The 20,803-nt window shown below is 73.7% G+C and carries 16 protein-coding genes; all 16 read left to right on the top strand.

Features of this window, described 5'->3' with window-relative positions; translation table 11 throughout:
- Positions 1–100 precede the first annotated feature (100 nt).
- The 16 genes from argC to cobA all read left to right on the top strand — a co-directional run bounded on the left by argC (position 101) and on the right by cobA (position 20,649).
- Positions 101–1,129 carry an N-acetyl-gamma-glutamyl-phosphate reductase gene (gene argC, locus ACIBH3_RS19625; protein ID WP_396313267.1) on the top strand — a complete coding sequence of 343 codons (1,029 nt, stop codon included), beginning with the start codon at positions 101–103 and terminating at the stop codon, positions 1,127–1,129.
- Between the two features lie 14 nt (positions 1,130–1,143).
- Positions 1,144–2,298, top strand: a complete 1,155-nt coding sequence (gene argJ, locus ACIBH3_RS19620; protein WP_396313410.1) for a bifunctional glutamate N-acetyltransferase/amino-acid acetyltransferase ArgJ — start codon at positions 1,144–1,146, stop codon at positions 2,296–2,298.
- A 71-nt stretch (positions 2,299–2,369) separates the two neighbouring features.
- Complete coding sequence (gene argB, locus ACIBH3_RS19615) at positions 2,370–3,245, top strand: acetylglutamate kinase (protein ID WP_396313409.1); 876 nt, start codon at positions 2,370–2,372, stop codon at positions 3,243–3,245.
- Positions 3,242–4,456, top strand: a complete 1,215-nt coding sequence (locus ACIBH3_RS19610) for an acetylornithine transaminase (protein WP_396313266.1) — start codon at positions 3,242–3,244, stop codon at positions 4,454–4,456. Before argB ends, ACIBH3_RS19610 begins: the two co-directional genes overlap by 4 nt.
- Positions 4,457–4,473: 17 nt before the next feature.
- Complete coding sequence (locus ACIBH3_RS19605; protein ID WP_396313265.1) at positions 4,474–5,019, top strand: arginine repressor; 546 nt, start codon at positions 4,474–4,476, stop codon at positions 5,017–5,019.
- Between the two features lie 262 nt (positions 5,020–5,281).
- Complete coding sequence (locus tag ACIBH3_RS19600; RefSeq protein WP_396313264.1) at positions 5,282–6,475, top strand: argininosuccinate synthase; 1,194 nt, start codon at positions 5,282–5,284, stop codon at positions 6,473–6,475.
- A 77-nt stretch (positions 6,476–6,552) separates the two neighbouring features.
- Entirely contained in the window at positions 6,553–7,977 is a 1,425-nt protein-coding gene (argH, locus tag ACIBH3_RS19595) for an argininosuccinate lyase (RefSeq protein WP_396313263.1), read from the top strand.
- Between the two features lie 117 nt (positions 7,978–8,094).
- Positions 8,095–8,601 (top strand): sigma-70 family RNA polymerase sigma factor, encoded by a 507-nt coding sequence (locus ACIBH3_RS19590; RefSeq protein WP_396313262.1) that lies wholly within the window; start codon positions 8,095–8,097, stop codon positions 8,599–8,601.
- A gap of 281 nt (positions 8,602–8,882) precedes the next feature.
- Positions 8,883–9,383, top strand: coding sequence for a GNAT family N-acetyltransferase (locus ACIBH3_RS19585; RefSeq protein WP_396313261.1), 501 nt, complete (start codon positions 8,883–8,885; stop codon positions 9,381–9,383).
- A 589-nt stretch (positions 9,384–9,972) separates the two neighbouring features.
- Positions 9,973–11,007: a methionine ABC transporter ATP-binding protein gene (locus ACIBH3_RS19580; protein WP_396313260.1), complete on the top strand. Its 1,035-nt coding sequence runs from the start codon at positions 9,973–9,975 to the stop codon at positions 11,005–11,007.
- Positions 11,004–11,738 (top strand): methionine ABC transporter permease, encoded by a 735-nt coding sequence (locus tag ACIBH3_RS19575; RefSeq protein ID WP_396313259.1) that lies wholly within the window; start codon positions 11,004–11,006, stop codon positions 11,736–11,738. Before ACIBH3_RS19580 ends, ACIBH3_RS19575 begins: the two co-directional genes overlap by 4 nt.
- Positions 11,739–11,795: 57 nt before the next feature.
- Positions 11,796–12,626, top strand: coding sequence for a MetQ/NlpA family ABC transporter substrate-binding protein (locus ACIBH3_RS19570; RefSeq protein WP_396313258.1), 831 nt, complete (start codon positions 11,796–11,798; stop codon positions 12,624–12,626).
- A gap of 199 nt (positions 12,627–12,825) precedes the next feature.
- Positions 12,826–13,485 (top strand): GNAT family N-acetyltransferase, encoded by a 660-nt coding sequence (locus ACIBH3_RS19565; RefSeq protein WP_396313257.1) that lies wholly within the window; start codon positions 12,826–12,828, stop codon positions 13,483–13,485.
- 199 nt (positions 13,486–13,684) lie between these two features.
- Complete coding sequence (gene cbiE / locus ACIBH3_RS19560; RefSeq protein ID WP_396313256.1) at positions 13,685–14,959, top strand: precorrin-6y C5,15-methyltransferase (decarboxylating) subunit CbiE; 1,275 nt, start codon at positions 13,685–13,687, stop codon at positions 14,957–14,959.
- A 499-nt stretch (positions 14,960–15,458) separates the two neighbouring features.
- Positions 15,459–19,235, top strand: a complete 3,777-nt coding sequence (gene cobT, locus ACIBH3_RS19555) for a nicotinate-nucleotide--dimethylbenzimidazole phosphoribosyltransferase (RefSeq protein WP_396313255.1) — start codon at positions 15,459–15,461, stop codon at positions 19,233–19,235.
- A gap of 97 nt (positions 19,236–19,332) precedes the next feature.
- Complete coding sequence (gene cobA, locus ACIBH3_RS19550; RefSeq protein ID WP_396313254.1) at positions 19,333–20,649, top strand: uroporphyrinogen-III C-methyltransferase; 1,317 nt, start codon at positions 19,333–19,335, stop codon at positions 20,647–20,649.
- Positions 20,650–20,803: the final 154 nt, after the last annotated feature.

The following is a 20,803-nucleotide window of genomic DNA, read 5'->3' as shown; positions in this document are numbered from 1 at the left end:
TCCGGCCGTCCGCGCCCGGCGGGGCCGGGTGTCCCCCGGAGCTTCTTGCATGAATGTTCCGAGGTGCGTATATTCATGCCAAGTCCTAGAAGGGAAAGCCATGGCATTGCGAGTGGCCGTAGCCGGAGCGAGTGGGTATGCGGGCGGCGAGGTGCTGCGTCTGCTGCTCGGACACCCGGAGGTGGAGATCGGCGCGCTGACCGGCGCCTCCAACGCGGGGGTCGGGCTCGGGGTGTTGCAGCCGCACCTGCTGCCGTTGGCGGACCGGGTGCTGGAGCCGACCACGCCCGAGGTGCTGGCCGGCCACGACGTGGTGTTCCTGGCACTGCCGCACGGGCAGTCCGCGGCCGTCGCAGAGGCGCTCGGCGCGGACGTGCTGGTGGTGGACTGCGGCGCCGACTTCCGCCTGCGGGCGGCCGCGGACTGGGAGCAGTTCTACGGCTCCCCGCACGCCGGCACCTGGCCGTACGGCCTGCCCGAGCTGCCCGGCCACCGCGCCGCGCTGAAGGGCAGCACGCGGATCGCGGTGCCCGGCTGCTACCCGACGGCCGTCTCGCTCGCCCTGTTCCCCGCGTACGCGGCGAAGCTGGCGGAGCCCGAGGCGGTGATCGTCGCGGCCTCCGGCACCTCCGGCGCCGGCAAGGCGGCCAAGACGCACCTGCTCGGCAGTGAGGTCATGGGCAGCGTCAGCCCGTACGGCGTCGGCGGCGGGCACCGGCACACCCCCGAGATGTCGCAGAACCTCACCCCGGTGGCGGGGGAGCCGGTGACGGTGTCCTTCACCCCGACACTCGTCCCGATGCCGCGCGGCATCCTCGCCACCTGCTCCGCGAAGGCGAAGCCCGGCGTGACGGCGCAGAGCCTGCGCCAGGCGTACGCCGAGGCGTTCGCGGGGGAGCCCTTCGTCCACCTGCTGCCCGAGGGCCGGTGGCCGCAGACCAGCTCGGTCTACGGCTCGAACGCCGCTCTCGTCCAGGTCGCCCTCGACGAGAGCGCCGGGCGGATCATCGCGATCAGCGCGATCGACAACCTGGTGAAGGGCACCGCCGGCGGCGCGGTGCAGAGCATGAACATCGCCCTCGGCCTGCGCGAAGAGCTGGGCCTGCCCGTGAATGGAGTCGCACCGTGACCAGCAGCGAGAACATCGGAGTGACGGCGGCCGAGGGCTTCCGCGCCGCCGGGATCACCGCCGGCCTCAAGGCCTCCGGCGCGCCGGACCTCGCGCTGGTCGTCAACGACGGCCCGCTGCTCGCGGCGGCCGGCGTCTTCACCGCCAACCGGGTGAAGGCGGCTCCCGTGCTCTGGTCCGAGCAGGTCCTCAAGGGTGGCCGGATCTCCGCCGTGGTGCTCAACTCCGGTGGCGCCAACGCCTGCACCGGGCCGCTGGGCTTCCAGGACACCCACGCCACCGCCGAGAAGGTGGCCGAGGAGCTCGGGCTCAGCGCGGGCGAGGTGGCCGTCGCCTCCACCGGCCTGATCGGCGTGCGGCTGCCGATGGACCTGCTGCTGCCCGGCGTCGCCCGGGCCGCGCAGGCGCTGGACGCCGACGGCGGCGAGGCTGCCGCGATCGCCATCAAGACCACCGACACCGTGCACAAGACCGCCCAGGTCACCAGCGCAGCGGGCTGGACGGTCGGCGGCATGGCCAAGGGCGCGGGCATGCTGGCGCCGAGCCTGGCGACCATGCTGGTGGTGCTCACCACCGACGCCGACGTCGACGGCGCGGGCCTGGACGGGGCGCTGCGCGCCGCCACCCGCACCACCTTCGACCGGATCGACGCCGACGGCTGCATGTCCACCAACGACACCGTGCTGCTGCTCGCCTCCGGCGCCTCCCGGGTCACCCCGGACGCCGAGGAGTTCACCGAGGCCGTCCGGACCGTCTGCGACGACCTGGCGCGCCAGCTGATCGGCGACGCCGAGGGCGCGAGCAAGGATGTCCGGATCGAGGTCACCGGTGCCCTCACCGAGGCCGAGGCCGTGGACGTCGCCCGGACGATCGCCCGCAACAACCTGCTCAAGTGCGCCCTGCACGGCGAGGACCCGAACTGGGGCCGGGTGCTGGCCGCGATCGGCACCACCACCGCGACCTTCGACCCGGACGGCCTGGACGTCGCCATCAACGGCGTCTGGGTCTGCCGCGCCGGCAGCGTCGGCGAGGACCGCGACCTGGTCGACATGACCGGCCGCGAGGTGGTCATCACCGCGAACCTCAACGCCGGCGAGGCCGCGGCCACGGTGTGGACCAACGACCTCACCGCCGACTACGTGCACGAGAACAGCGCCTACTCCACCTGAGCCGAGGGACACCCGTGCAGATCGCACCCAAGGGCGAACAGGCCCGCAACAACACCGCGTTGCCCAAGGCGATGACCCTGATCGAGGCGCTCCCCTGGCTGGAGCGCTTCCACGGCAAGACCGTGGTGATCAAGTTCGGCGGCAACGCGATGGTCGACGAGGACCTCAAGGCGGCCTTCGCCCAGGACGTGGTCTTCCTGCGCTACGCCGGCCTGCACCCCGTCGTGGTGCACGGCGGCGGCCCGCAGATCAGCGCCCAGCTCGCCAAGCTCGGCCTGGAGTCCTCCTTCACCAACGGCCTGCGGGTCACCACCCCCGAGACCATGGACGTGGTGCGGATGGTGCTGGCCGGGCAGGTCCAGCGCGAACTGGTCGGGCTGCTCAACGGCCACGGCCCGTTCGCGGTCGGCATGACCGGCGAGGACGCCCACACCATGACGGCCGTGAAGCGCTACGCGGTGGTGGACGGCGAGCAGGTCGACATCGGCCTGGTCGGTGACATCGTCAACATCGAGGCCGGCGCGGTGAAGGCACTGATCGCGGACGGCCGGATCCCGGTGATCTCCTCGATCGCCCGGGGCACCGACGGCCACGTCTACAACATCAACGCGGACACCGCCGCCTCCGCGCTGGCGGTCGCCCTGGGCGCCGAGATGCTGGTGGTCCTCACCGACGTCGAGGGCCTGTACGCCGACTGGCCGAACTCCGACGACGTGATCAGCCAGCTGAGCGCCGACGAGCTGGACGAGCTGCTGCCGACCCTGGCCAGCGGCATGCTCCCCAAGATGGAGGGCTGTCTGAACGCGGTGCGCTCCGGGGTGGGCACCGCCCGTGTCCTGGACGGCCGGGTGCAGCACTCGCTGCTCCTTGAGATCTTCACCGACGAGGGCATCGGCACGATGGTCGTGCCGGACGACGAGACGTTTCTGACCGGGGGACTGGCATGAGCAGCGGCAACGGCGACCTCACCCAGCGGTGGCGGCACGCGCTGATGGACAACTACGGCACCCCGCGGATCCCGCTGGTGCGTGGCGAGGGCGTGAAGCTCTGGGACGCCGAGGGCAAGGAGTACACCGACTTCATCGGGGGCATCGCGGTCAACGCGCTCGGCAGCGGGCACCCGGCCGTGGTGCAGGCCGTCACCGAGCAGATCGCCACCCTCGGCCACATCTCCAACCTCTTCCTCGCCGAGCCGACGGTGCGGCTGGCCGAGCGCCTGCTCGGGCTGTTCGGCAGGGGGGACGGCCGGGTCTTCTTCTGCAACTCCGGGGCCGAGGCCGTCGAGGCCGCCTTCAAGATCAGCCGACTGACCGGCCGCAGCCACCTGGTCTCCCTCCAGGGCGCCTTCCACGGCCGGACGATGGGCGCCCTCGCGCTCACCGCCCAGCCCGCCAAGCAGGACCCGTTCCGCCCGCTGCCCGGTGATGTCACCCACGTACCGTTCGGTGACGTCGAGGCGCTGCGCGCGGCCGTCACCACCGAGACCGCGGCCGTCTTCCTGGAGCCCGTCCAGGGCGAGAACGGCGCCATCCCGTTGCCGGACGGCTACCTGCGGGCGGCCCGCGAGATCACCCGGGCCACGGGCACCCTGCTGATCCTGGACGAGATCCAGACCGGCATCGGCCGCACCGGCCACTGGTTCGCCCACCAGGCCGTCGAGGGTGTCGAGCCCGATGTCGTCACCCTCGCCAAGGGCCTCGGCGGGGGCCTGCCGATCGGCGCCACCGTCGCCTTCGGGCCGGCCGCCGAGCTGCTGCACCCCGGCAACCACGGCACCACCTTCGGCGGCAACCCGGTGGTCGCGGCGGCCGCCCTCGCCGTCCTGGACACCATCGAGTCCGAGGGGCTGCTGGAGCATGTCCAGAAGACCGGCGAGCTGCTGCGCAGCGGAATCGAGGCGATCGGCGACCCGCTGGTGGACCACGTGCGCGGCGCCGGACTGCTGCTGGGCATCGTGCTGAGAGAGCCGGTGGCGGCCGCCGTCCAGGCCGCCGCGCAGGAGGCCGGGTTCCTGGTGAACGCCGCCGTACCGGACGCCGTCCGGCTCGCGCCCCCGCTGGTGCTCGCCGAACAGGACGCCCAGGCGTTCCTCGCGGCGCTGCCGGGCATCCTGCGCTCGGTGCGCGAGGGCGCCCCGCCGGTCGACGGCCGAGCGTAGTCCGGGAGAATCATCACATGACCGCTTCCAGCCCCGACCAGCCCGCCGCCGGTCCGACGTCGCAGGTCCCGCAGACCCGCACGGCCCGCCACCGGCGCATCGTGGACCTGCTGACCCGTCAGCCCGTGCGCTCACAGAGCCAGCTCGCCAAGCTGCTCGCCGACGACGGACTGGTGGTCACCCAGGCCACTCTCTCGCGGGACCTGGACGAGCTGGGCGCGGTCAAGATCCGCAACCGGGACGGCGCGCTGATCTACGCCGTCCCGGCCGAGGGCGGTGACCGTACGCCGCGCGCACCGATGGGCGAGTCCGCCAGCGAGGGCCGGATGGCCCGGCTGGCCGGCGAGCTGATGGTCTCCGCCACCGCCTCCGGCAACCTGGTCGTGCTGCGCACCCCGCCGGGGGCGGCGCAGTTCCTCGCCTCGGCGATCGACCAGGCGGAGGTGTTCGAGATCATCGGCACCATCGCCGGTGACGACACCGTGCTGCTGATCAGCCGTGACCCGTTCGGCGGCCAGGCGCTGGCCGACCACCTGATGCAGCTCGCGCAGGCCCGCTCCTAGCAGCCCCGCGCTCGCGCCGCCGGCACGTCCCGATTCCGGGGCGGGCCGGCGGCCGTTCGCGTACGCCCTCGCCGGCCCCCGGTGCCGGCCCCGCGCCGTCCGCCGACCCTCGGGCGCGCCGCCGCGCGGACACCCCGCCCGGCCGTGGGATCGCACCCGCCCGGGCTTTGAGATTCATACGGTGTCGTGCATACTTATACCTAGCAGCGCATGGGGGATCCCGGCTCTGCGCCCTGTTCGCACTGTTGTGAAGGAGAAAGCCGTGACCGAGCGCGTCGTACTCGCCTACTCGGGCGGTCTGGACACGTCCGTCTGCATCGGCTGGATCGCCGAGGAGACGGGCGCCGAGGTCATCGCCGTCGCCGTCGACGTCGGCCAGGGCGGCGAGGACCTGGACGCGATCCGCCAGCGTGCGCTGGACTGCGGTGCGGTCGAGGCCGAGGTCGCGGACGCCCGCGAGGAGTTCGCCGACGAGTACTGCCTGCCGGCCCTCAAGGCCAACGCCCTCTACCAGGGCCAGTACCCGCTGGTCTCCGCGCTCTCCCGGCCGACCATCGTCAAGCACCTGGTCGCCGCCGCGCAGAAGCACAGCGCCACCACCGTCGCCCACGGCTGCACCGGCAAGGGCAACGACCAGGTCCGCTTCGAGGTGGGCATCAACTCCCTGGCCCCCGGCCTGAAGTGCATCGCCCCGGTGCGCGACTACGCGATGACCCGGGACAAGGCGATCGCCTTCGCCGAGGCCAAGGGCCTGCCGATCGCGACCACCAAGAAGTCGCCGTACTCGATCGACCAGAACGTCTTCGGGCGGGCCGTCGAGACGGGCTTCCTGGAGGACATCTGGAACGCCCCGATCGAGGACGTGTACGAGTACACCGAGAACCCCGCCACCCCGCGCGAGGCCGACGAGGTGATCATCACCTTCGAGGCGGGCGTCCCGGTCGCCATCGACGGCCGCAAGGTGACGGTGCTCCAGGCCATCGAGGAGCTCAACAAGCGGGCCGGAGCCCAGGGCGTGGGCCGCCTGGACATGGTCGAGGACCGCCTGGTCGGCATCAAGTCCCGCGAGATCTACGAGGCCCCCGGTGCGATCGCCCTGATCACCGCCCACCAGGCCCTGGAGAACGTCACCGTCGAGCGCGAGCTGGCCCGCTACAAGCGGCAGGTCGAGCAGCGCTGGGCCGAGCTGGTCTACGACGGCCTCTGGTTCTCCCCGCTCAAGCGCGCGCTGGACGGCTTCATCAACGAGGCCAACCAGCACGTCTCCGGTGACATCCGGCTGGTGCTGCACGGCGGGCGCGCCGTCGTCAACGGCCGCAAGTCCGACCGGTCGCTGTACGACTTCAACCTCGCCACGTACGACACCGGTGACACCTTCGACCAGTCGATGTCCAAGGGCTTCATCGAGATCTTCGGGCTCTCGTCGAAGATCGCCGCCCGGCGCGACCTGGCCTGAGCCACCCCTCTGAGCCCCGGCCGTCCTCCCCACGGCCGGGGCTCGCCCCCTACCCGCAGCAGCAAGGAGCCACCGCGATGCCGTCCGACCAGAACGCCGACGTCCGCCTCTGGGGCGCACGCTTCGCCGACGGCCCCTCCGAGGCGCTGGCGAGGCTCTCCGCCTCCGTGCACTTCGACTGGCGCCTGGCGCCCTACGACATCGCCGGCTCCAAGGCGCACGCCAGGGTCCTGCACAAGGCCGGCCTGCTCAGCGACGAGGAGCTGAGCGGCATGCTCGGCGGCCTCGACCAGCTGCTCGCCGACGTCGCATCCGGCGCCTTCACCGGCACCGTCGCCGACGAGGACGTGCATACCGCCCTGGAGCGCGGCCTGCTGGAGCGGCTCGGCCCGGACCTCGGCGGCAAGCTGCGCGCCGGGCGCTCGCGCAACGACCAGATTGCCACGCTGTTCCGGATGTACCTGCGCGACCACGCGAAGATCATCGGCCGGCTGCTGCTGGACTTCCAGCACGCGCTGGTCGGCCTCGCCGAGGCGCACCCGGACACCGCCATGCCGGGCCGCACCCACCTCCAGCACGCGCAGCCCGTCCTGTTCGCGCACCACGTCCTCGCACACGTCCAGGCGCTGTCCCGGGACGCCGAGCGGCTGCGCCAGTGGGACACCCGCACCGCCGTCTCCCCGTACGGCTCCGGTGCGCTGGCCGGCTCGTCGCTGGGGCTGGACCCGGAGGCGGTCGCCGCCGACCTGGGCTTCGAGCGCGGCTCGGTCGGCAACTCGATCGACGGCACCGCCTCGCGCGACTTCGTCGCCGAGTTCGCCTTCGTGACGGCGATGATCGGGATCAACCTCTCCCGGATCGCCGAGGAGGTGATCATCTGGAACACCAAGGAGTTCGGCTTCATCACGCTGCACGACGCCTTCTCCACGGGCTCCTCGATCATGCCGCAGAAGAAGAACCCGGACATCGCCGAGCTCGCCCGGGGCAAGTCCGGCCGTCTGATCGGCAACCTCACCGGTCTGCTGGCCACCCTCAAGGCCCTGCCGCTCGCCTACAACCGGGACCTCCAGGAGGACAAGGAGCCGGTCTTCGACTCCTGCGACACCCTTGAGGTGCTGCTGCCCGCCCTCACCGGCATGATGGCCACCCTCACCGTCCACCGCGAGCGGCTGGAGGAGCTGGCCCCGGCCGGCTTCTCGCTCGCCACCGACATCGCCGAGTGGCTGGTCAGGCAGGGCGTGCCGTTCCGGGTCGCGCACGAGGTCGCGGGCGCCTGCGTCAAGGTCTGCGAGGGCCTGGGCATCGAGCTGTCCGACCTGACGGACCAGCAGTTCGCCGAGATCTCCGGGCACCTGACGCCCGAGGTGCGCTCGGTGCTCAGCGTGCACGGCTCGATCGCCTCCCGCAGCGGCCGGGGCGGCACCGCGCCCTCCGCCGTCGCCGCCCAGCTCGCCGAGCTGAAGGCCGACCTGGCGCTCCAGCAGGAGTGGACGCAGGGCTGACGCGTCGGCGCACGCTGCCGGCGAGGTGGAGGGGCGCGACGGTCAGCCGTCGCGCCCCTCGTCGCCCGTACGAGTGGCCGGGCGTGTCCGGCGGGCCGTCCGCCGCGTAGAAGAGGTGTGCCCCACCGACTGTCCGTCAGCGAGCTGCGCCCCGCCTTCGCCGCGCTCGCCACCGCCCTGGCGCACCGTCACCGGCTGGACGTCCGCGACCTGGAGCAGAGCGTCTGGCTGCGGCTGTACGAGCGCGCCGCCGGCCGGGGCGTGCCCAGGGACGCCGCGTCCTGGCTGCGCGCGCTGACCCTCCAGGAGTTCCGCCGCCTCGCCGGCCCCGGGCTCCCGTCCGATCCGGTGCCCGCGGGCCTGCGACCATCCGGGCGGCGGGAGGCCCACGCTCCGTCCGCCGAGGACCAGGTGCTCGCCGCCCAGCGCCGCAGGGCGGTCGCCGCGGCCGTCGCCGCGCTGCCCGGCCGCTGCCCCGAGCTGCTCACCGTCCTCGCCGAGTGCCCCGAGCTGAGCTACCGGCAGCTGGCCGCCCGGCTCGGCCTGCCGCGCGGCTCGATCGGCCCGACCCGCTCGCGCTGCCTGTCCTGCCTGCGCACCCTGCTGCACGGTCAGCGCGCGTGACCCTCGACACGTCCGGCGCCGGGAAGGTTGAGAGCAGCTGACGCCGGGGTAGAGCGCTGGCGAACGTAGCTCTCGACGGCGGCGACGCCCGCACACCGAGGACCGCCGGGCCCGGCCCGGGCGCGGCGCGGTGTCCAGGGCCCGGCCCCGCCCACCGGGCTGGTACGTTCTTGCGCTACCCCGGTCAGGGCCGATCCCCGGCCGGGCTGATCTCCGGTAGGGCATCCGGTGCGAGACCCTCACCTTGCGCGCCGGGCACAACGATGGGGAGGCCCCAGCACATGGGCATGAGCGTGATCATCTCGGTGGCGGGCGACGACGACGCGGAGCAGATCCTCAAGCTCCAGTACCTCGGGTACCAGAGCGAGGCCGAGCTGTACGGCGACTGGGGCATCGAGCCGCTGACCCAGTCCCTGGAGAGCCTGCGCGCGGAGCTCGCCGACCGGCACGTCCTGGTGGCCCGGCTGGGCGAGGAGGTGGTCGGCACGGTGCGCGGCCGCGTGGACGAGGCCGGTCTCGCCCGGATAGGGCGTCTGGTGGTGCACCCGCGGATGCAGCGGCACGGCCTGGGCGGGCGGCTGCTGGAGGCGATGGAGCGCCGGCTGCTGGAGCAGGGCCCGGTCACGGCGTTCAGCCTCTTGACGGGCCACCGCAGTCTGGGCAACCTGCGGCTGTACGCGCGCCAGGGCTACCGGCAGACGTCCGTCGAGCCGGTCAGCCGGCAGCTGAGCCTGGTCACCCTGGAGAAGCCGGCCCAGGTCGAACTGGCGGCCTCCGCCTGACCTCCCGCGGGCTCCGACGAGCCCGCCCGACGCTCTCCCGGGGCGCCCGCCACTGCCGATCGACCGCGGTGACGGGCGCCCCGGCCTTGGTACCACCGGGTCGTGTCCGCATTCCGGACTGCTCGTCCTGATCATTGGGACCTATGCGGACGATCTGATTTACTGGCTCTCATGACTGCGACGACGAACTGGACCCCCACCGGCACCATGCCGGCAGGTGAGCGTGCCATGTGTCGTCGAATGTGTCACTGCTGAGGGCCACCGTCCCCTCCTCGCGCCCCGAAGCGAGAACCCCGGCCACTGCCGCCAACGGCGCAGTGCTGCCCTGCCACCCTCCCCGTCTGCCCGCCACCGGGCCCGGGAATCCCACCGACGGCCCGTGAGGGCCACGCCTGACTCGTAAGGGCCACGCCTGCGCGCGGCCCGGTCGCCGCGCGGCCACGATCAGGGGATGGCAGGTCCGAACCCACCCTCCGCGCCCACCCACCGGGCCGGGGGTGCCCCCCAATCGCGGCGTTCCGCCGTCCACCGCCGACCGTGACCCGGCCGGCGGTACGACGACGCCCGCCCCCGACCCACGGAAGCAGCTGTGATCACCACCACGGACCTCACGAAGGTCTATCGGGCCACTGGTCCCCGAGGCCGCGAGGTGACCGCCCTCGCCGGCGTCGACCTGCACGTCCGCGAGGGCGAGGTGTACGGAGTCGTCGGCACCAGCGGCGCCGGCAAGAGCACCCTCATCCGCTGCGTGAACATGCTGGAGCGTCCCAGCTCCGGCAGCGTCACGGTGGACGGTCTGGACCTCACCGCCCTCGCCGGCCAGGAGCACCGGGCCGGCCGCGAACTGCGCGAGGCCCGCCGCCGGATCGGCATGGTCTTCCAGCACTTCAACCTGCTCTCCTCGCGCACCGTGCAGGAGAACGTCGAACTCCCGCTGGAGATCATCGGCCTGGACCGCCAGGACCGCCGCCGCAAGGCCGCCGAACTGCTCGACCTGGTCGGCCTCAGTGACAAGGCCCGCGCCTACCCCGGCCAGCTCTCCGGCGGCCAGAAGCAGCGCGTGGGCATCGCCCGCGCCCTGGCCGGCGACCCCAAGGTGCTGCTCTCCGACGAGGCGACCTCCGCCCTCGACCCGGAGACCACCCGCTCCATCCTCAAGCTGCTGCGCGAACTCAACGAGCGGCTCGGCCTGACCGTCCTGCTGATCACCCACGAGATGGACGTCATCAAGAGCGTCTGCGATTCCGCCGCGCTGATGCGCGGCGGCCGGGTGGTGGAGTCCGGCGCGCTCACCGACCTGCTCGCCGAGCCCGGCTCCGAGCTGGCCCGCGAACTCTTCCCGCTCAGCGAGTTCGCCTCCGGCCACGTCGGCCGGACCGTACTGGAGATCACCTTCCAGGGCGACACCTCCGCCCAGCCCTTCGTCTCCCAGCTCGCCCGTACCTATCAGATCGACATCAACATCCTCGGTGCGGCGGTCGAGACCATCGCCGGCCGGATGGTCGGCCGGATGCGGGTCGAACTCTCCGGCAGCCACCAGGACAACGTGGTGCCGATCGGGTTCCTGCGCGAACAGGGCCTTCAGGTGGACGTGCTGGACGCGGTGAACGGAGCGGTGGCATGACCTGGGACCAGATGCAGGACCTGATGTGGCCCGCCACCTGGGAGACCCTCCAGATGGTCGGCATCGCCTCCGTCGGCACCGTCCTGCTGGGCCTGCCGCTCGGCGTCCTGCTGGTGCTCACCGGCAAGGGCGGCCTGCTGCAGAACCCGACGGTCAACAAGGTGCTCGGCGCGATCGTGAACGTGGCCCGCTCGCTGCCGTTCATCATCCTGATGATCGCGCTGTTCTCCTTCACCAAGTGGCTGGTCGGCACCTCCATCGGCTGGGAGGCCGCCACCGTCCCGCTGACCATCGGCGCGATCCCGTTCTTCGCCCGCCTGGTCGAGACCTCCGTGCGCGAGGTGGACCGCGGCCTGGTCGAGGCCGTCCAGGCGATGGGGGGCAGCACCTGGACCGTCGTCCGCAAGGCACTGCTGCCCGAGGCGCTGCCCGCGCTGACCGCCTCCTTCACCACCACGGTGATCGCGCTGATCGGCTACTCCGCGATGGCCGGTGTGGTCGGCGGCGGAGGCCTGGGCACGCTGGCCATCAACTACGGCTACTACCGCTTCGAGACCGCCTTCATGTGGGTCATCGTCGCGGAGCTGGTGGTGATCGTCACCCTCGTCCAGCTGCTCGGCGACCTCGCCGTCCGCCGTCTCTCCCACCGTGGCCGCACCGGCCGCACCCGGCTGCTGCGCCCGCGCGCCGGCGCGCCGGCCACCCCCGACGAGGACCTCGTCGCCCACTGACCTCCCGCCGTCCGACCCTGGACGCGGCTCCCCGCACCACGCAGAAAGGCACTCTTCGTGCGCAACGCCCTGAAGTTCACCAGCGTCCTCGCCACCGCCGGCCTGGCCCTGTCGGTCGCCGCCTGCGGCAGTAGCACCGGCTCCGCCGGGTCCTCGGACCCGAACGCGCCGCTGACCGTCGTCGCCAGCCCCACCCCGCACGCCGAGATCCTCAAGTTCGTCAAGGACAACCTCGCGGAGAAGGCCGGGCTCAAGCTCACCATCAAGGAGGTCACCGACTACGTGACCCCCAACACCTCGGTGCAGGACGGTTCGGCCGACGCCAACTACTTCCAGCATGTGCCGTACCTGGAGGACTTCAACAAGAAGCACGGCACGGACATCGTCTCCGTCGAGACGGTCCACCTGGAGCCGCTGGGCCTGTATTCCAAGAAGGTCAAGGCCGCCACCGAGCTTCCGGACGGCGCCACCGTCGGCATCCCCAACGACGCCACCAACGAGGGCCGCGCGCTCAAGCTGCTCGCCGACAACAACCTCATCACCCTCAAGGCGGGCGTCGGCACCGGCGCCACCCCGGCCGACATCACCGGCAACCCGAAGAACCTGAAGTGGAAGGAGCTGGACGCCGCCCAGCTGCCCCGCTCGCTCGACGACGTCAACGCCGCCGTCATCAACGGCAACTACGCCCTGGACTCCGGCCTCAAGCCCGCCACCGACGCCATCCTGCTGGAGAAGGCCGAGGGCAACCCGTACGCCAACATCCTCGCCGTGAAGAAGGGCAAGGAGAGTGACGCCCGGGTGAAGAAGCTCGCCGAGCTGCTGCACTCCGACGAGGTGAAGAAGTACATCAACGACACCTTCAAGGGCTCGGTCGTCCCGGCCTTCTGACCGGCCGGACCCCCTGACGCTCCCGCAGCCGCCCGACCGGGCCCCCACCGCACCGCGGCGGGGGCCCGGTCGGGCAGTATCAGGTGTGCGGGCCCGCAGCGTGGTGTTCTGACGTACCGTCGTGCGGTCCGTGCACCGCGAGACACCCCAGCGCCGCCGGGGCGTACGGTGTGTCCACGACCCGGCGAGGAGAGACGGCATGGCAGCGAGCTTCCCCGAGACCGCCATCAGCACCGAACGGCTGCTGCTGCGCCCCCTTGCGGACGACGACGCCCCCGGCCTGGTCGCCATGATGGCCGACGAACTCGTCCACGCCTGGACGGACGTCCCCCAGCCCTTCACCGAGGCGCACGCCGTGGAGTGGTCCCGCACCCGGGCGCCCGCCCACCGCGCCCAGGGGTACGGCATCGCCTTCACCGTCACCGAGCACCTCACCCGGCGGGTGGTCGGCGTGGTCGAACTGCGCAACACCGACTGGCGGCTGCTCTCCACCGAGATCTGCTACGTGATCGCACCCTGGGCCCGCGGTGAGGGCTACGCGCCCGAGGCCGTCCTCGGCGTCGCCCAGTGGCTCTTCGAGGACCGCGGCTTCCTGCGCCTGGAGCTCCGTACGGCGGCCGGCAACACCGCCGCCCAACAGGTGGCGCAGAAGATCGGCTGCATCAGCGAGGGCGTGCTGCGCAGCGCCTGGATAGTGCGCGACATCGAGGCGGCGACCCCCGGCCCCGGCCCGCTCCAGGGCCGCCGCCCGGCCGGCGAGAGCCGCAGCGACCTCATCCTGTGGAGCCTGCTGCCCGAGGACATGGAGCCGGCGCCGGACCCGGTCTGGGCCGGCGAGCGGTACGTCCTGCGGGACTGAGATCCCGCAGGACGTACCGACGCGCCGTACAGGTGTACGGGATGTCGGCACGTGGTCGGCCGTACCGGGTAGCCTCAGCTCCTGTCACCGGCGGCGCAGCCGGCGGTGTGCGCCTGCGGGCCAGCCCGTACGAGTAGAGCCACCAGCAGAGCCATGAGCAGGACAGACGAGCCGCGCAGACGAGGGGGAACAGCCGCAGATGGCTGACCGGATCACGGTCATCGGGTGGGACGGCACGCCGCTGACCGAGGCCGCCAGCGCGGCCCTCGCGGCGGCGACACTGGTCGCCGGGGCGCCCTACCAGCTCAAGGCGCTGCCGGTCCCGGCCGGCGCGCAGCGGCTCGCCCTGGGCAGCATCCAGCTGGCGGCCCGCCGGATCGCGGAGCACCGCGGCGCGGCCGTGGTGGTCGCCGAGGGCGACCCCGGCTTCTTCGGTGTGGTCCGCACCCTGCGCCGGCCCGAGTACGGGCTCGAACTGGAGGTGCTGCCCGCCGTCTCCTCGGTGGCCGCCGCGTTCGCCCGCGCCGGGATGCCCTGGGAGGACGCCCAGGTGGTGAGCGCCCACGGCGGCCGGCTGCGCCGGGCGGCCAACATCTGCCGCGCCCACCCCAAGGTCGCGGTGCTCACCGCGCCCGGCGCCGGGCCCGGCGAGCTGGCCCTGATGCTGCGCGGGGTGCACCGGACGTTCGTGGTGTGCGAGGCACTGGGCACGCCCGAGGAGGACGTCACCGTGCTCACCTCCGACCGGGTCGCCGACCACCTCTGGCGGGACCCGAGCGTGGTGCTGGTGATCGGCGGCAACGGCCCGCAATCCGGCACCGTCGTCGGCGAGGCGGCCGGCTGGCTGGCCGGTCGGCCGGTGGGATACCCCGGCGCGGAGCGCGGCTGGGCGCTGCCTGCGGAGGCGTACGCGGGCGCCGGGCGCTCGGGAGCGGGCGCGAGTGCGCCGGATGCGCTGCCCCCGCACGTCCGTGCGCTGATACTGGCCCGTTTGGGCGCACGCCCGGGTGATCTGGTCTGGTCGGTCGGCGCAGGCAGCGGAGCGATCGCGGTGGAGGCGGCACGCTTCGGCGCGGCCGTGGTGGCCGTGGAGGCGGACCGCTCCGCCTGCGCGCAGATCGCGGTCAACGCCCGCCGGTACGGGGTGGAGGTGGAGACCGTCCACGGTGGCGGGCCCGAGGTGCTCGGTGGGCTGCCGGAGCCGGACGCCGCGGTGGTGGAGTCCGGCGGGCCCGAGGTGGTGCGCGCGGTGCTGGCGCGCCGCCCCGAGCGCCTGGTGGCCGTCGCCCGCTCGCTCGCCGAGGCGGAGGCCGTCCAGCAGGCGATCACCGCGGCCGGCTACCGCGCGGACGGCGCGCTGCTCCAGGAGACCCCGCTCCGCCCGGCCGCCGGCCCTGCGTCCGCCGCGGCTCCCGGGCTCGGCTTCGGCCCGGGGACGCAGGCGGTGCTGCTCTGGGGAGAGCCGGCCCCCTGAGCGGGTGTCGTCTCCCGCTCGGGGGGCGCACAGGAGGCCTGCGCGCCGGTGGCGGTGATCCCGGTCGCATCCGGACACCGATTCGAGAGCGGACCGCCTCAGGCCGGTAGTGTGACGTCCTGGTTGGCTGCGGCTGTCGGCGACCTATGCCCGATCTGGTGTGTTTGTCGCCTTTTTGACGTGATGCGAGCCACTGTTGCTCGGAGTGTGGGCAATTCGACGGGCCGCATGCCGGACCGGGAGAATGCCGTAGGGTCCGGTGCGGTCGTGCCGGTTCCCCGAGGTTGTCGTTATTTCAGATGGCGGACCACTCCTGACGGGTGGTGCGCAGGCCGGGGTGCCGCAGCGCGCCGGAGGACTACGGCCGCAGCGCTTCGGCGCGGCGGCCGTGCGTGGTTGAGGGGCGGGCCGGAACCAGGCCCGGCCCGTGGGCGGATGGGCGCTGCGGTCGGTGATCGCGTCGCCAAGGGCGCGGCAGCGGCCTGGAAGGAGCTTTGACATGACCGATGGCGGCCACGTCCCCAGCGAGGGACTGCCGGAGCACCTGCTCGGCGGGTCCGACGCGCTCGGCCGGCCGGAGGGTGTCGCGGTACCCGTCGCCCCGCTGCAGGGCGTTGCGGTGCAGGGCATCCCGGCGCAGGGATTCCCGGCCCAGGGCGCTCCGGTGCCGGGCGCCGCGGGCCTCGGTGCACCGCTGGCAGGGGCGCCCGGTGAGGGTCCGTCGGGTCCGGCGGAGCCCGCGGTGGCCATCCCCGGCCAGGCGGCCGCTCCGCAGAGCGCCGTCCAGGGTGTGGTCCCGCTGGCCGCCGCCGCGCCGGGTGCCGGGATGCCCGGTGTCGGGATGCCGGGCACCGAGGGATGGACGGCCGAGGCCGCCGCGCCGCGCCCCGCGTTCACCTTCCTCGACCAGCCGGATTCCGAGGACCAGCTCGATGACGAGGACGACCTGTTGCTGATGCCCGGCCCGCAGGGCTCCTGGAGCGAGCCCGTCGTCCTCGGCGCGCCGCCCGAGCAGTCGCTCCCCGTCGGGGTCCCGGGAGTGACGGACACCGTCGTCCTGCGCGACGCCGACGAGCAGGCCGCGCAGCCGGCTCCGGGCACGCCCGTCGAGCCGTCCTGGCCGCCGCTGAACCCGTCGGCCGCCGACGCGCAGACCGGCGTGCCCGGCGCCGAATCGGTGGCGCAGGGCGTCGAGGTGCCGGTGCAGGCCGCCGCCCCGGTCGTCACGGAGCCGGCCGCCGCGCCCGCCCAGCCGCAGGCCCAGGACCAGCTGACGGCTGCTCAGCAGCCCCGGCGGCCGCTGCACGCGGGCCCGCCGATCCCCGACCCGTCGCTGATGACCGGCCATGTGCCGGTGCGCTCGCTCGCCGACCGCGGGCCGTCGGTGGGCGGCACGCCCGCGCACGGCGTGCGGGTCGTCCCGCAGCCCGAGCCGCAGGTGGTCGCGCCCGCACCCGTCCTGGCGGAGACGCCGGCGCCGGTCGCCGAGGTGCAGGTCGCCGAGGTACAGGTCGAGGCACAGGCCACCGAGGTGCCGGCTGCCGTGGAGCCGTCGCAGGTCGCGGTGGAGCCGGCCGCGCTGCCGGAGCAGCCGCAGGACGTCCAGCTCGCTCCGGAGGCCGCCGGCCTGGCCGCCGAGCCCGTGGCGCCCGAGACGCCGGCTGCCGCCGAGACGCCGGCTGAGCCGGTTGCCGAGGCCGTTGCAGCCGTCGACCAGGCCGCCCAGGTGGAGCCGGCCGCCGAGCCGCTCGCCGACGCTCCGCAGGCCGAGACCGAGTCGGCCGCCGAGGCCCCGGCGGCTGCGCCCGCCCAGCCCCGGCGGATCGCGGCGTTCCTCGCCGCGCCCGCCCCGCACGGTCTGCCCGCCGTGGAGGCCGACGGGGCCCAGGCACAGTCCGTGCCGATAGCGCCTGCCGAGTCCGCCGAGTCCACGGAGCCCGCCGAGGCGTCCGTGCAGGCTCCCGCCGAGGTGCCCGCCGAGCAGCCGGCGCCGGCTCCGGAGCAGCAGGAGGTGCCCGCCGAGCCGGCCCCGGCCGCCGACGCCGGCGCCGAGCACGCCGAGCCGGTTGCCGAGCCCGTCGTGGAGCCGGTCGCAGAGGAGAAGACCACGTCCGAGCCCACCGACCAGAGCACTCCGGTCACCGCCGAGCCGGTCACCGCCGAGCCCGCCACCTCCCCGACCGCGGCCGGCACCGGTGACATGCCCTCCGGGCAGCCCATGCCCGTCCAGGAGGAGCAGCCGCCGGCCGCCACCGACGCCGTGACCGAGCCCGGGCAGCCCGATGCGGCCACCGCCGCGCCCGAGGGCGAGCCCGCTCCCGAGGCAGGCGCGTCCGCCGACGCGTCCGACGCCCCGGAGCCGGCCGCCGGCGAGCCCAGCCCTGCCGCCGACCCCGAGCCCGCCGGGACGGATGCCCCCGCGGAGATCGCCGCCGAGGCCGCGGAGCCCGGGCCCGCCGCGGCTGACGGGGCCGCCGAGGCCGAGGAGCCCGTCGTCGCCGAGGAGCCCGCCGAGCCCCGCCCGCCGGCCGCCCCCGGCTACGACGAGGCCGGCCGCGATGCCGTCCACCAGGTGATCCGCGAGCGCCGCGACATCCGCAACGGCTTCCGCCCCGACCCGATCCCGCACGAGGTGCTGATCCGAGTCCTGGAGGCGGCCCACACCGCCCCCAGCGTCGGCTACTCCCAGCCCTGGGACTTCGTGGTCATCCGCTCGGCCAAGACCCGCCGCCGGATGCACGAGCTGGCGGAGCGCCAGCGGGTGGCGTTCGCCGAGTCGCTGCCCAAGGGCCGGGCCAAGCAGTTCAAGGAAATCAAGATCGAGGCCATCCTCGAAACGCCGGTGAACATCGTCGTGACCGCCGACCGTACCCGCGGCGGCCGGCACACCCTGGGCCGGCACACCCAGCCGCAGATGGCCCCGTACTCCGCCGCGCTGGCCGTCGAGAACCTCTGGCTGGCGGCCCGGGCCGAGGGCCTGGGCGTGGGCTGGGTCAGCTTCTTCGACGACGACGAGATGGTCCGCGAGCTCGGTCTGCCCGAGCACCTGGAGGTGGTGGCGTACCTCTGCGTCGGGTACGTCGACTCCTTCCCCGAGGAGCCCGAGCTCCAGCAGCAGGGCTGGGCGAAGAAGCGCCCGCTGTCCTGGGTCGTCCACGAGGAGCAGTACGGCAACCGCGCGCTGCCCGGCGAGGAGCCGCACAGCCTGCTCGCCGAGACCCTGCGCGGCATCCGCCCGCTGGACGCCAAGGCGCTGGGCAAGGCGTGGGAACGCCAGAAGCGGATGACCAAGCCGGCCGGCTCGCTCGGCATGCTGGAGATCATCTCCGCCCAGCTCTGTGGCCTGTCGCGCAAGTGCCCGCCGCCGATCCCGGAGCCCGGCTGTGTGGCGATCTTCGCCGGCGACCACGGTGTGCACGCCCAGGGCGTCACCCCGTGGCCGCAGGAGGTCACCGCCCAGATGGTCGGCAACTTCCTGGCCGGGGGAGCGGTGATCAACTCCTTCGCCACCCAGATCGGCACCGAGGTCGTCGTGGTGGACGTCGGCGTCGCCTCCGAGCTGCCCCAGGCCATCCAGTCCGGCCGGACCACCGGCCTGCTGCCCCGCAAGGTCAAGCCGGGCACCGACGACATGACCCAGGGCCCGGCGATGAGCCGGGAGGAGGCGCTCAAGGCGATCGAGGTCGGCATCGAGACCGCCCGCGACCTGGTCGCGGCCGGCAACAAGGTGCTGATCACGGGCGACATGGGCATCGCCAACACCACCCCGTCCGCCGCGCTGATCGCCGTCTTCGCGGGCGTCGACCCGGCCGAGGTCACCGGCCGCGGCACCGGCATCGACGACGAGACCCACGCCCGCAAGGTCGAGGTCGTCCGGGCGGCACTGGCCCTGCACCAGCCCGACCCGGCGGATCCGATCGGCGTCCTCGCGGCCGTCGGCGGCCTGGAGCACGCGGCCATCGCCGGCTTCCTGCTCGGCGCCGCCTCGCTGCGCACCCCGGTCATCCTGGACGGTGTGATCGCGGGCTCGGCCGCCCTCGCCGCCAAGGCGATCGCGCCCGAGGTGCTCGCCGCCTGCATCGCCGGCCACCGCTCGGCCGAGCCCGGCCACCAGGTCGCGCTGGCCAAGCTCGGCCTGCGTCCGCTGATCGACCTCGATCTGCGGCTCGGCGAGGGCACCGGCGCTCTGCTGGCCCTCCCGCTGGTGCAGAGTGCGGCCCGGTCGATGCACGATGTAGCCACCTTCGACTCCGCCGGGGTCACCGAGAAGTCCTGACGCCAGACGCAGCCCCCGCTACCCGGCCCGAGGGCGCGCCGGGTGCCGGGGGCTGCATCCGCACCCGCACCATCTCCCCACTCAGGAGCCCGCAGCCATGACCGCGCCCACCCCGCCCTCCTCGCCCGCCAACGGGCAGGAGGGGCCCAACCCGCCCGCCGGCGGGCCGGACGGCCCCCACCCCCACCCCAGCACCGAGGGCCGCACCCCGTACCCCGTCGGCCTGCTGCTCGACGGCCGGCGCGTCGTCGTGGTCGGTGGCGGCCAGGTCGCCCAGCGCCGACTGCCCGCGCTGATCGCCACCGGGGCGGACATCCAGCTGATATCGCCCGCCACCACCCCGGCCGTGCAGGCGATGGCGGACGCGGGTGAGATCACCTGGCACGCCCGCCCGTACGCCGAGGGAGACCTCGCGGACACCTGGTACGTCCTGGTCGCCACCGACGACCCGGCCGTGAACATCGCCGTCAGCGCCGAGGCCGAGCGCGAACGCGTCTTCTGCTCCCGCAGCGACGACGCGGCCGCCGCCACCGCCTGGACGCCGGCCAGCGGCCACGACGGCGGCACCACCGTCGCCGTCCTCACCGGGGACCCGCGCCACTCCGCCCGCCTGCGCGACAGCATCGTCGGCGCGCTGCGCGACGGCTCCCTCGCCGCCCGCCAGTACCGCGCGCACGGCGCCGGCGTCGCGCTGGTCGGCGGCGGCCCGGGCGATCCGGACCTGATCACCGTGCGCGGCCGCCGGCTGCTGGCCGACGCGGACGTGGTGGTCGCCGACCGCCTCGCCCCGCGCGAGCTGCTCGCCGAGCTGCCCCCGCATGTCGAGGTGATCGACGCCTCCAAGATCCCGTACGGGCGCTTCATGGCCCAGGAGGCGATCAACCGGACGCTGATCGAGCACGCCAAGGCCGGCAAGTTCGTGGTCCGCCTCAAGGGCGGCGACCCGTACGTCTTCGGGCGCGGCGGCGAGGAGCTGCTCGCCTGCGCCGAGGCCGGTCTGCCGGTCACGGTGGTGCCCGGCATCTCCAGCTCCATCAGCGTCCCGGCCTCGGCCGGCGTCCCGGTCACCCACCGCGGTATGACGCACGAGTTCACCGTGATCTCCGGCCACGTCGGCCCGGGCGACCCGCGGTCGCTGGTGAACTGGGAGGCCGCGGCCAGGATGAGCGGCACGCTGGTGCTGCTGATGGCCGTCGACAAGATCGGCTCGATCGCGGCGAAGCTGGTGGAGTGCGGCCGCCCGGCCGACACCCCGGTCGCCGTCATCCAGGAGGGCACCACCGCCGCCCAGCGCCGGATCGACGCCACCCTCGCCACGGTGGCGGACACCGTCGCCGCCGAGCAGGTCCGCCCGCCGGCCGTGATCGTGGTCGGCGAGGTCGTCCACGTGCTCGCCGAGGCCTTCCGGGCCTGAACCGGCACCCGCCCGGGGCGCCACGAGGAGCCCCGGGCAGGCCCGCGGGTGGGGGGGGGGGCGGGGGGGCCGCGGCCAAGAAAGCCCCCCCCCAACCCCCCCCCCCCCCCGGGAGCGGAGCGCGCGGCGCAATGAGTAGCCCCACCCCGCGGGA

Origin of the sequence: Kitasatospora sp. NPDC050543, from assembly GCF_044457565.1 — a bacterium.
In the GTDB taxonomy this organism is placed as follows: Bacteria; Actinomycetota; Actinomycetes; order Streptomycetales; family Streptomycetaceae; genus Kitasatospora.
This window is presented reverse-complemented; position numbering and strand designations above follow the sequence as displayed.

Bases quoted from the DNA above. Each gene is read 5' to 3' on its own strand.
- argC (WP_396313267.1), top strand. From the start codon at position 101: ATGGCATTGCGAGTGGCCGTAGCCGGAGCGAGTGGGTATGCGGGCGGC.
- argB (WP_396313409.1), top strand. From the start codon at position 2,370: ATGACCCTGATCGAGGCGCTCCCCTGGCTGGAGCGCTTCCACGGCAAG.
- ACIBH3_RS19610 (WP_396313266.1), top strand. From the start codon at position 3,242: ATGAGCAGCGGCAACGGCGACCTCACCCAGCGGTGGCGGCACGCGCTG.
- ACIBH3_RS19605 (WP_396313265.1), top strand. From the start codon at position 4,474: ATGACCGCTTCCAGCCCCGACCAGCCCGCCGCCGGTCCGACGTCGCAG.
- argH (WP_396313263.1), top strand. From the start codon at position 6,553: ATGCCGTCCGACCAGAACGCCGACGTCCGCCTCTGGGGCGCACGCTTC.
- ACIBH3_RS19585 (WP_396313261.1), top strand. From the start codon at position 8,883: ATGGGCATGAGCGTGATCATCTCGGTGGCGGGCGACGACGACGCGGAG.
- ACIBH3_RS19575 (WP_396313259.1), top strand. From the start codon at position 11,004: ATGACCTGGGACCAGATGCAGGACCTGATGTGGCCCGCCACCTGGGAG.
- ACIBH3_RS19565 (WP_396313257.1), top strand. From the start codon at position 12,826: ATGGCAGCGAGCTTCCCCGAGACCGCCATCAGCACCGAACGGCTGCTG.
- cbiE (WP_396313256.1), top strand. From the start codon at position 13,685: ATGGCTGACCGGATCACGGTCATCGGGTGGGACGGCACGCCGCTGACC.
- cobT (WP_396313255.1), top strand. From the start codon at position 15,459: ATGACCGATGGCGGCCACGTCCCCAGCGAGGGACTGCCGGAGCACCTG.
- cobA (WP_396313254.1), top strand. From the start codon at position 19,333: ATGACCGCGCCCACCCCGCCCTCCTCGCCCGCCAACGGGCAGGAGGGG.